General features: G+C 73.7%; 10 protein-coding genes. 6 read left to right on the top strand and 4 right to left on the bottom strand.

Annotated elements, in window-relative coordinates; all coding sequences use genetic code 11:
• Positions 1 to 75: 75 nt before the first annotated feature.
• The 5 genes from FOE67_RS07465 to FOE67_RS07445 all read left to right on the top strand — a co-directional run bounded on the left by FOE67_RS07465 (position 76) and on the right by FOE67_RS07445 (position 5426).
• Positions 76 to 759, top strand: a complete 684-nt coding sequence (locus tag FOE67_RS07465) for a response regulator (RefSeq protein ID WP_182661739.1) — start codon at positions 76 to 78, stop codon at positions 757 to 759.
• 285 nt (positions 760 to 1044) lie between these two features.
• Positions 1045 to 2871: an ATP-binding protein gene (locus FOE67_RS07460; RefSeq protein WP_323384436.1), complete on the top strand. Its 1827-nt coding sequence runs from the start codon at positions 1045 to 1047 to the stop codon at positions 2869 to 2871.
• A gap of 4 nt (positions 2872 to 2875) precedes the next feature.
• A complete protein-coding gene (locus tag FOE67_RS07455; RefSeq protein ID WP_228473652.1) occupies positions 2876 to 3622 on the top strand; it encodes a hypothetical protein in 747 nt (248 codons plus the stop codon).
• 78 nt (positions 3623 to 3700) lie between these two features.
• Positions 3701 to 4513 carry a VanZ family protein gene (locus tag FOE67_RS07450; protein WP_323384434.1) on the top strand — a complete coding sequence of 271 codons (813 nt, stop codon included), beginning with the start codon at positions 3701 to 3703 and terminating at the stop codon, positions 4511 to 4513.
• Positions 4514 to 4565: 52 nt separating this feature from the next.
• Positions 4566 to 5426, top strand: coding sequence for an alpha/beta fold hydrolase (locus FOE67_RS07445; RefSeq protein WP_182661737.1), 861 nt, complete (start codon positions 4566 to 4568; stop codon positions 5424 to 5426).
• 97 nt (positions 5427 to 5523) lie between these two features.
• Here FOE67_RS07445 and FOE67_RS07440 read toward each other — a convergent pair whose 3' ends face one another.
• From FOE67_RS07440 to FOE67_RS07430, 3 genes are all read right to left on the bottom strand, one after another.
• Positions 5524 to 5916, bottom strand: a complete 393-nt coding sequence (locus tag FOE67_RS07440; protein ID WP_182661736.1) for a hypothetical protein — start codon at positions 5914 to 5916, stop codon at positions 5524 to 5526.
• A gap of 180 nt (positions 5917 to 6096) precedes the next feature.
• Entirely contained in the window at positions 6097 to 7245 is a 1149-nt protein-coding gene (locus FOE67_RS07435; protein WP_182661735.1) for an adenosine deaminase, read from the bottom strand.
• Positions 7246 to 7378: 133 nt separating this feature from the next.
• Positions 7379 to 8380 (bottom strand): LysR family transcriptional regulator, encoded by a 1002-nt coding sequence (locus tag FOE67_RS07430; RefSeq protein ID WP_182661734.1) that lies wholly within the window; start codon positions 8378 to 8380, stop codon positions 7379 to 7381.
• A 92-nt stretch (positions 8381 to 8472) separates the two neighbouring features.
• On the opposite strand from FOE67_RS07430, the gene FOE67_RS07425 reads away from it, so the two are divergent.
• Entirely contained in the window at positions 8473 to 9762 is a 1290-nt protein-coding gene (locus tag FOE67_RS07425; RefSeq protein ID WP_182661733.1) for an MFS transporter, read from the top strand.
• Between the two features lie 112 nt (positions 9763 to 9874).
• Here FOE67_RS07425 and FOE67_RS07420 read toward each other — a convergent pair whose 3' ends face one another.
• A complete protein-coding gene (locus tag FOE67_RS07420; protein ID WP_182661731.1) occupies positions 9875 to 10204 on the bottom strand; it encodes a hypothetical protein in 330 nt (109 codons plus the stop codon).
• Between the last annotated feature and the right edge of the window lie 25 nt (positions 10205 to 10229).

The raw sequence follows: 10229 nt of genomic DNA, 5'->3' as shown, positions 1-10229 counted from the left end.
CGCCCCGCCCCGTTTCCCGGGAACCCGACGCAGGGCGGTCGAACTCCGACACGCCCATGGGACACAATGACCGGCGTGGCTTTCCTGTTGCTGATCGAGGACGACGAGGCGGTGCGCACCGCCCTGGAGATGGGGCTGACCCGCCAGGGTCACCGGGTGATCACCGCGCCCAGTGGCGAGGAGGGGCTGAAGCTGCTGCGCGAACAGCGGCCGGACCTCATCGTGCTGGACGTCATGCTGCCCGGTATCGACGGCTTCGAGGTGTGCCGCCGCATCCGCCGCACCGATCAGCTGCCGATCATCCTGTTGACCGCCCGGAGCGACGACATCGACGTCGTGGTCGGGTTGGAGTCCGGGGCCGACGACTACGTCGTCAAGCCGGTGCAGGGCAGGGTGCTGGACGCCCGCATCCGGGCCGTGATGCGGCGCGGCGAGCGGGAGACGAACGACGCCGCGACCTTCGGTTCCATCGTCATCGACCGGGCCGCCATGACCGTCACGAAGAACGGCGAGGACCTCCAGCTCACGCCCACGGAGTTGCGGCTGCTGCTGGAGCTGAGCAGGCGGCCGGGCCAGGCCCTCTCCCGCCAGCAGCTGTTGCGCCTGGTGTGGGAGCACGACTACCTCGGCGACTCCCGACTGGTGGACGCCTGCGTGCAACGGTTGCGGGCGAAGGTGGAGGACGTGCCGTCCTCCCCGAAGCTGATCCGCACGGTGCGCGGCGTGGGCTACCGACTGGACTCACCACAGCAGCAGTGAGCGGACGCGGCGGCCGGGGGACGGGCGACCACGCCCCGCGGACGGACGCGAAACGACGCGAACGGCGAACGGCGCGGGATGGCGTGAACGGCGTGAACGGCGCGAACGGGGAACAGAGTGGAGCACGACACGGACGGGAACGGCCGACCGGTCGCCCGCGAGGACACGGCGGGGACCGGGGACACCCGGGGTTCGGGGGACACGGTCGCGGGGGCGGACGCCGGCGCCGGTGACACCGCCGCCCCGCCTCCCGGGACGGGGGGCCCCGCCCGGCGCCGGCGCCGGATCGCCGGACGTTTCTCCAGCCTGCGCTTCCGGCTGATCACCGTCTTCGCCCTGGTCGCCCTCACCACGGCCGTCTCGGTCTCCGGCATCGCCTACTGGTTGAACCGGGACGCCGTCCTCACCCGGGCGCAGAACTCCGCGCTGGCCGACTTCCGCAAATCCCTGGGCGACCGGGCCGGGGCCCTTCCCGAGTCCCCCACCTGCGACATGCTGCGGAGTTCCGCCGCCGAGATGGCCGGGGACTCCCCCGGCTACCAGGTGGTGCTGGTGCTGGAGGAGGACGAGACCTCCGACGGGGAGCGCTGCGTGGAGGAGTCCGACCCCCGGCTGTTCACGATGGACCTGGTGCCGGCCTCGCTGATCGAGGCCGTGCACACCGAGCGGTCGGAGGCGGCCGGCGAGGGGGCGAACACCGGCGTGACCACCGGCACCGGTGACGGGGCCGGGGAGACGTCGGGGGCGGACCCCAGCCACCACCTGTACTGGCAGCGGGTGGTGCACGACGGCGACCCGTACCTGGTGGCGGGGGCCAGGGTCGTGGAGGACGGCCCCACCGGATACATGCTCTCCTCCCTGGCACCCGAGCGGGACGACCTGAACTCGCTGGCCTGGTCGCTGGGGATCGCCACCACCCTGGCCCTGATCGGCTCGGTGCTGCTCGCGCAGGCGGCGGCGGGCACCGTCCTGCGGCCCGTGCAGCGTCTCAACAGCGCGGCGCGCAAGCTGGGCGAGGGGCGGTTGAGCACCCGGCTGCCGGTGAGCGGCGCGGACGAACTGGCGGAGCTGACCCGCACCTTCAACGGCACCGCCCGGGCGTTGGAGGAACGGGTGGCGGACCTGCGCGCCCGGGAGGCGGCCAGCCGCCGGTTCGTGGCGGACATGTCGCACGAACTGCGGACCCCGATGACCGCGATCACCGCCGTGACCGAGGTGCTGGAGGACGAGGTGGACAACCTCGACCCGATGATCGCGCCCGCCGTGCAGTTGGTGGTGAGCGAGACCCGCCGGCTCAACAATTTGGTGGAGAACCTGATGGAGGTGACCCGCTTCGACGCGGGGACCGCCCGGATGGTGCTGGACGACGTGGACATCGCCGACCAGGTGACCGCCTGCATCGACGCCCGGGCCTGGCTGGACGCGGTGGAGCTGCGGGCCGAACGCGGGGTGACCGCACGGCTGGACCCGCGCCGGCTGGACGTGATCCTCGCCAACCTGATCGGCAACGCGCTCAAGCACGGGGGCTCACCGGTCCGGGTCACGGTGCGGGAGGAGGGCGGCCCGCGGCCGACCGGGACGGCGGAGCCGGACGCGGACGACTCCCCCACCGGTTCGCCGCACCCTCCTGCCGCGAGCGGGACGGCGGGGGGCGTGCCCGCGCCGCGCGACGGCCGGCGGGCCGAACGGGCGGGTCGCCGGACCGGGGCCGGCGATGTGGTGGTCATAGAGGTGGCGGATCGCGGACCGGGCATTCCCGAGGAGGTGCTGCCGCACGTCTTCGACCGCTTCTACAAGGCCAGCGCCTCGCGACCGCGCTCGGAGGGGAGCGGGCTGGGCCTGTCGATCGCCTTGGAGAACGCCCATCTGCACGGCGGCCGGATCAGCGCCGCCAACCGCCCGGAGGGCGGGGCGGTCTTCACCCTGAGGCTGCCCCGCCGTCCCCTGCCCCCGGTGGACGAGCGGCCGGGCGGGATCGGCGGCACGGTCCCCGCCGCCCGGCGCGCCCCGGGATCCGGGAGCGGGGCCGGTGCGTCGAACGGATCGAACCCGTCCAACGGGGCGGGGGCGTCGGGCGGCGTCGGGGGCGAGCACGCGGAGAGGGACGGCTGAGGGCATGCGGATCACCCACCATCACGGGGCCGGGGGTCGAGGCAGCCGCCGGCACGGCGCCGGGGCGGCCGGGCTCGCCGCGCTGCTGGCGCTGTCGGTCGCGGGCTGCGGCATCCGCTCGATGGACGTTCCGGTGGACGCCGGGCCGGCCCCCTCGCGGGCCAGTTGCACCGCGCCGGAGGGGGCCGAGGGCGTGAACGTGTACCTGGTGTGCGGCTCACGGGTGGAGTCGGTGCCGCGCGACGTGCCCGTTCCCGACCCGACGCCGGCCGAGGGGGAGGGCACGGCGGGTTCCGGGAGCCCGGAGCGGTCGACCGATCCGGCGGAGGTCTCGCCGGCGGAGCGGCTGGCGGTGGCGGGACGGCTGCTGCGCGAGTTGCAGGCCGAACCCCCCGAGGAGGAGCAGGCGGCCGGTTTCAGCAGCGCCGTACCGGAGGACCTGCGGGTGCTCGGTCCCACGGGGGACGATCCGGAGCGGTTGTTGCGGTTGAGCCTGCACCCGGACGACCTGCCGGCCTTCGCCCTGGTGCAGATCATCTGCACCTTCGCGCACACCCGCCCGGTGGGGGACGGCACCTCGGTGCTGCTCGGCGGACCGGTGGAGGCGGAGGACCGCGAGGCGCGGGGTTACACCTGCGCCACGTCGCTGCGGAACCGCCCGGAGAACGCCCGCAACGCCGGTACCGAGGTGGTCCTGCCCCCCTCCCCCGGCGGGGCGGGGGACGCGTCGCGGGAGCCCGACACGGAGTGAGGTCCCCGTCCCGGGCCCCGCACCGGCCGCCCCGGTGACCGGGAACCGGTTTCCCCCGTAGGGGTGGATTCCTCCCGAGTGAGACGAATCACCGCGCATCCGGGGAACCGGCGCGCGCCCCGGGGCGTCATCGCCTCCGTGCAGCGTCAACGGAAAGCGTCCCGGCGCCGGCCGCCCGACGGCCCGGCCGGCTTCGACGCACCCGACGATCCCGCCGGTTCCCGGGGGGTTCCCCGCTCCCTGCGCCTGACGGCGGCGGTTCTGACGATCGCCTACCTGGCGGTGGTGGCGTGGTTGACGCTGCGACCGGTGGCCGTGGCCTGGGTGCCGCCCACCAACACCCGCCCCTTCGCGACGATCGGCGCGGAGTTCGCCGAGGGGCCCCGCGCGGCCCTGCGGTGCCTCGGTGGCGGCCTGACGCTCCTCGCCCCCCTGGGAGTGCTCTTCCCACTGCTGGGGCGCCGCCTGGGCGGCTCCCCCCTCATCTCCTTCACCCGGACCGTCTTCGCGGGCGCGATGATCTCCCTGGCGCTCGGGCTGGCCCGCTCGGTGCTGCCGAGCCGCCAGGCCGACGTGGACGCGCTGATCCTGAACACGCTGGGCGTGGCCCTGGTGCACCTGCTCTGTTTCGCGCCCCTGCGCCGCCGCTTCCCGGGCGCGCGGGGGAGGCTCCTCCCCGACGCCGACCCGGACGCCTCCCACCGTGACGGACCGACGCGCGGGCGGGTGGTGCCGAGCCCGTTCACCGAAACGCGCTTCGGCGGCATCGCCGACCCGGACGGTGAGCCGGAGGAGGGGCCGGGCATGACCCCGATCTCGGCACGCCCCGGCGGCGACCGGGCCGCCGCCGGCCGGGGGCCGGGCTCCCCCGACCTGGTCCGCCCCGCCTGATCCGCGCGGTCACCGCGGACGTTCCCGACGCCGGAGCGGGTACGCGGGTGGAATGTTCGACGATTTCACCGCCGAGGTGGTCGAGGTGGAGGATGCCTCCGTCTTCGTCCGCCACGCAGGTCAGGGTCCGCCGGTACTGCTGTTGCACGGTCATCCCCGCACCTCCGCGACCTGGCACCGGGTCGCGCCCCTGCTGCTCGACCGGGGCTTCACCGTCGTCTGCCCCGATCTACGGGGCTACGGCCGCTCGCGGGGACCGGCCCCCGCCGTGGACCACTCCGCGCACTCCAAGAGGGCGATGGCAAACGATCTGCTCTCGATGATGCGCCGGTTGGGGCACTCCCGTTTCGCCTCGGCGGGGCACGACCGCGGCGGTTGTGTGGCGTTCCGGCTCGCCATGGATCACCCGGAGACGGTCTCGCGGGTGGCGCTCATGGACTGCCTGCCGATCTCCGAGCACCTGGCCCGGGTGAACGCCGAGTTCGCGACACGGTGGTGGCACTGGTTCTTCTTCGCCCAACCCGACATCCCCGAACGGGTCATCACCGCCGATCCCGAGGGGTGGTACCACGGTGATCCACGGACGATGGGCCGGGAGAACCATCGGGAATGGCGTGCGGCCACCGGGAACCCGGAGGTGGTGCGCGCCATGTTGGAGGATTACCGGGCCGGCCTCACCGTCGACCGACGCGACGAGGAGGCGGATCGGGCGGCCGGGAGGCGCCTGCGGTCCCCCGCCCTGATCCTGTGGTCCTCCGGGGACGATCTGGAGGAGCTGTACGGCGATCCTCCGGCCATCTGGCGGACATGGGCCCGGGATGTGCGCGGATGGGCGATCGACAGTGGACACCACATGGCCGAGGAGGCCCCGGAGTCGGTGGCCTCCTCGCTCGGTGATTTCTTCGCCGACTGAGCGTCTCCCCAACCGCCGCCGGCGGCGGCGGGAACCGTAGCGGCCCCGGAGCGTCCGCGGGGACGCCACCGGGGCCGGGTGGGCCGTGGTCCGGGCCTCAGCCGATCGGCAGACCGCCCAGCAGGGAGGGGCTGCTGCCCTGCATCGGCATCCCGCCGAGGGTGCCGCTGCCGGCGGCGGGGTTGGACTCCGCCATGCTCTGGGCGGCGTCCTGCATCATCCCCTGACCGGCGCCGTGCTCGGCGGCGCCGTGGGCGGCCTCGCCCAGCGCGTACATGCCGGCGCCCAGGCTGGTGGCCGCGGTGGCCGGAACCATGTCCACGGCACCGCCGAGGGACAGGTCCGGGGCGGCGGCCGACAGGCGGTCGAGGGTGGAGCCCACGGGGTCCTTCGCATCGCCGTGCGCGGCGGAGGCGTTGCCTGCGGCGGTGACGGCGATCGCGGCGCCGAGCGCGGCGACGCCGATGGACTGCGCGGTTGACTTCTTCATGGGTCTTCCCGTCCTCGTCTCGGGTGAGGGGTCATGGGGCAGCGACCGGAAGATATCGACCCGGCGGAGGGCACCGCAAAACCGTGAAAACCCCGATACCGGCCCCGGGCGACTGCGGTAAATGTCGTGGACATTCCCCCGGAGCCGCGACGGGGCCGGCATCGTTGCAGGTGGAAGGGGTCAGTGACCCTCTCCGGCGAACAGCCATTCGGACCGCAGTTCGGCGTAGCGGGGCTTGATCACGTCGTTGATCATGGCCAGACGTTCGTTGAAAGGAATGAACGCGGATTTCATCGCATTGACGGTGAACCACTGGAAGTCGTCGAGCGTGTAATCGAATGCCCGGGCCAATTCCTCGAACTCACGACTCATACTCGTTCCGCTCATGAGCCGGTTGTCGGTGTTGACGGTGACCCGGAAGCCGAGCCGGCGCAGCAGACCGATCGGGTGCCGCTCGTAGGACTCCGCGGCGCCCGTCTGGAGGTTGGAGGTGGGGCACATCTCCAGCGGGACGCGACGGTCGCGCACGTACGCGGCCAACCGGCCGAGCCGGGCCCCCTCGACGGCGTCCGGGTCGACCTCGATGTCGTCGATGATCCGCACGCCGTGGCCCAGGCGGTCGGCGCCGCACCACTGCAGGGCCTGCCAGATGGAGGGCAGCCCGAAGGCCTCGCCGGCGTGGATGGTGAAGTGGTTGTTCTCCCGCTTGAGGTACTCGAAGGCGTCCAGGTGGCGGGTGGGCGGGTGGCCCGCCTCGGCACCGGCGATGTCGAACCCGACCACGCCCCGGTCCCGGTACCGGTTGGCCAGCTCGGCGATCTCCAGCGAGCGGGCGGCGTGCCGCATGGCGGTGAGCAGCGCGCCCACGCGGATGCGCCGTCCCTCGCCCGCCGCCTGCCGCTCGCCCTCCCGGAAGCCGTCGTTGACCGCCTCCACGACCTGTTCCAGGGTCAGTCCCTGCGTCAGGTGCTGCTCGGGGGCGTAGCGGATCTCGGCGTAGACGACGCCGTCCTCCGCGAGGTCCAGCACCGCCTCACGGGCCACCCGCACCAGGGCGTCCCGGGTCTGCATCACGGCGCAGGTGTGCGCGAAGGTCTCCAGGTAGCGCTCCAGGGAGCCGGAGTCGGCGGCCTCCCGGAACCAGCGGCCCAGCGCCTGCGGGTCCTCTGCCGGCACGGGGAGGTTCGCGTAGCCCTGCTCGGCGGCCAACTCGGCGACGGTGGCCGGGCGCAGCCCGCCGTCGAGGTGGTCGTGGAGCAGCACCTTCGGGGCCCGTCGGATCTGCTCCGGGGTGGGAACGCGGGAGGGGGAAGCGGATGGCCGTGTCATCCCGCGACTCTAACTCCTACGCGCGTAGATACGCCATATCCGGCCACGGTGTCCCTCTTCTCCGTCCCTCTTCTCCGCACCGTGCGTCCCTCTCCACCCGCACGGCGCCTCCGCGTCCCCGCCCGGGGCGGGTTCAGTGGGTGTCGGTGAGCAGGCGTCCGCGCCGACCCAGCAGGAAGGCCTTGAAGGCCGCCACCGGGCGGGTGTCGGGACGACCCGCCATCCAGGCCACACCGATCTCCCGCACCGCGCGCGGCGCGCTCACCGCCAGTTCGCGGACGCCCGGCCGGGGCAGCGTCGAGGGCGGCAGGAGGGCCACGCCCAGACCGGCGGCGACCAGTCCGCGCAGCGTCTCCGGTTCCTCCCCCTCGAAGGCGACCCGGGGCCGGAAACCGGCCAGGGAGCACAGCTTCTCGGTGAGCGTCCGCATGCCGTAACCGCGTTCCAGCATCACGAACGCCTCCTCGGCGGCCTCCGCCAGGCGCACCCGCCGGCGCCCGGCGAGCCGGTGCCCCTCCGGCACCACGAGGTACAGCCGCTGCTCGTCCAGCCTGCGGGCGATCAGGTCGGGTGCCTCGGGGACCGGCGAGATGAGGCACAGGTCGAGCTCCCCCTCGCGCATCCGCTCCACCATGTGCTCGCCGTACCCCTGCACCAGGGAGAAGCGGACCCGGGGGTGGTCGGCCCGAAAGGCCCGGATGAGACCGGGGACGGTCTCCGGCCCCATCGTGCGCAGGAAGCCGAAGGCCACCCGGCCGGCCGCCGGGTCGGCGTCGGTGCGCACGGTCTCGGCGGCGCGGAGGAGTTCGGCCAGGGCCCGCTCGGCGTGGGCGGCGAAGGTGCGGCCGGCCGGGGTCAGGGCGACGGCCCGGCCGTGTCGGGCCAGCAGGGCCACTCCCAGTTCCTCCTCCAGGCGGGCCACGGAACGGCTGAGGGTGGACTGGGGGACACCGAGTTCGGCCGCCGCCCGGGTGACGTGCTCGTGGCGGGCGACCGCCGCGAAATGGGCGAGGCGGGGCGCGAGCAGGGCCGCCACGTCCTCGGCCGCCTCCGGGACCTCCGCCCCCGCAGGAGGGCCGGTCCGGGCGGCACGGCGTGTTACCGGTGTCTCTTTTCCGTTGCCGGTGGATGTCATGGACCGACCTCACCTCGCATCATGCATCAGTGGATCGATCATGCCACTTTCATGCATTGGACGGATGAAACCCGTCGTTCTAGTTTCGTTACATGGCTTCTGCATCGACCACTCCCGGCACGCCCGGGGCCACCTCCGCCGCGTCGCGCCCGCCGCTGATGCGCATGAACCTGGCCCTGTTCGGCATCGGCCTGGCGAGCTTCGCGATGCTCTTCTCCACCCAGTCGTTGCTGCCGGAGATCGCCGCCGGCTTCGATGTCCGACCCGACGCCGCCACCTGGACCATCTCCGCCGCCACCATCGCCCTGGCCCTGGCGGTGGTGCCGCTGAGCCTGCTCTCCGAGCGGTTCGGCCGGCGCCGCACCATGACCGTCTCGGTGGGGGTGGCCCTCGCCCTGGCCCTCGCGGTCCCCTTCGCCCCCGACCTGTCCACCCTGGTGGTGCTGCGGGCGCTCCAGGGCGCGGCGATCGCCGGCGTCCCCGCCTCGGCCGTGGCCTACCTCTCCGAGGAGTTGAACGGCCGGGCGATGGCCGGGGCGGTCGGGCTGTTCATCGCGGGCAACAGCGTGGGCGGCATGACCGGCCGGATCCTCTCCGGCTGGGTCGCCGAGGGCTGGGGCTGGCGGGCCGGTCTGGCCTCGGTCACCGCGCTGGCCCTGATCGGCGTGGTGCTGTACCGGGCGCTGATCCCGGCCTCCCGGAACTTCACCGCGCGCACGCTGCGCCTGCGGCCGGCCGCCGCGAGCCTGGGCGGTCACCTGCGCAACGGACTGCTGCTGCGGCTCTACGCGATCGGCGGCCTGCTGATGGCGGCGTTCAGCGCCGTGTACACCGCGATCGCCTTCCGGCTGAGCGAGGCCCCCTTCAACCTCTCCGCCGGCCTGATCGGCTCGATCTTCGTCATCTACCTGGTGGGCACCTGCTCCTCCTCGATCACCGGTCCCGGCGTGAGCCGGCTGGGGCGGCGCGGCGCGCTGTACATCGGCATCGGCGCCGTCGTGGCGGGGCTGCTGGTGAGCACGGTCGATCACCTCGCGGCGGTGATCGTCGCCCTGGTGCTGATCACCGGGGGCTTCTTCTTCGGCCACGCGGTCGCCTCCGCCTCGGTGGGCCGCACCGCCACCGAGGCACGGGCGCAGGCCTCGGCGCTGTACCAGGTGACGTACTACCTGGGTGCCAGCGTCGGCGGGGTGCTGGGCGCCCTCACCTACCACCACGCCCGGTGGGACGGCACCGTGGCCTTCTCCCTGATCGCCCTGCTGACCGCCGGCGGGATCACCCTGTACGCGACCCGGCGGGCCCGCCGGGAGGCGGCCGTGACGGCTGCCTCCCGGCCGACCGTGACGGGCCGGGCCCGGGTTCCGGCGGCTGCCGCGGGCTGACCGGCGGGGTCCCACCGGCTCCCTGCCCGCTCCCCTCGGTGAGGGCCCCGGCGGTTGCCGGGGCCCTCACCGGGGTGCGGCGGGTATCCGGGACCGGTCGGTTCGCGGGACCTCACGATCGGGCGAGGGGCTCGTCGCTCCATCGGAACCACGCCCGCTCCCCGTCGATGTGCAGCAGGAACCCGGCGACGGGTCCGGAGGGGGACCACAGGGTGACGCGCCGCTCGATCTCGTCCCGGACCCTCTCCCACTCGGCCCACCCCTCCTCGTGGTCGGCCTCCGTCAGGGCGAGTTCGCGCTCGAACAACGGCCGGACGGCGGCGAAGCCGGGACCGGGGGTGAATCGCCCCGCGAGCCACGGGAAGTCGGCGTCCTCGATCAGGATCTCCCCCACCGGCTCCCGTTCGCCGACCATCCGCCAGGTCTCACCCGTGAACCCCACCGCTCCGCCCTCCCCGGTCGGACAC

This window comes from Streptomyces calidiresistens (assembly GCF_014141525.1).
In the GTDB taxonomy this organism is placed as follows: domain Bacteria; phylum Actinomycetota; class Actinomycetes; order Streptomycetales; family Streptomycetaceae; genus Streptomyces; species Streptomyces calidiresistens.
Note: the sequence above shows the minus strand (reverse complement) of the source record. Positions and strands in the feature narration are given on the sequence as shown.

Bases quoted from the DNA above. Each gene is read 5' to 3' on its own strand.
- FOE67_RS07435 (WP_182661735.1), bottom strand. From the start codon at position 7,245: ATGACACGGCCATCCGCTTCCCCCTCCCGCGTTCCCACCCCGGAGCAG.
- FOE67_RS07430 (WP_182661734.1), bottom strand. From the start codon at position 8,380: ATGACATCCACCGGCAACGGAAAAGAGACACCGGTAACACGCCGTGCC.
- FOE67_RS07455 (WP_228473652.1), top strand. From the start codon at position 2,876: ATGCGGATCACCCACCATCACGGGGCCGGGGGTCGAGGCAGCCGCCGG.
- FOE67_RS07445 (WP_182661737.1), top strand. From the start codon at position 4,566: ATGTTCGACGATTTCACCGCCGAGGTGGTCGAGGTGGAGGATGCCTCC.
- FOE67_RS07425 (WP_182661733.1), top strand. From the start codon at position 8,473: ATGGCTTCTGCATCGACCACTCCCGGCACGCCCGGGGCCACCTCCGCC.
- FOE67_RS07440 (WP_182661736.1), bottom strand. From the start codon at position 5,916: ATGAAGAAGTCAACCGCGCAGTCCATCGGCGTCGCCGCGCTCGGCGCC.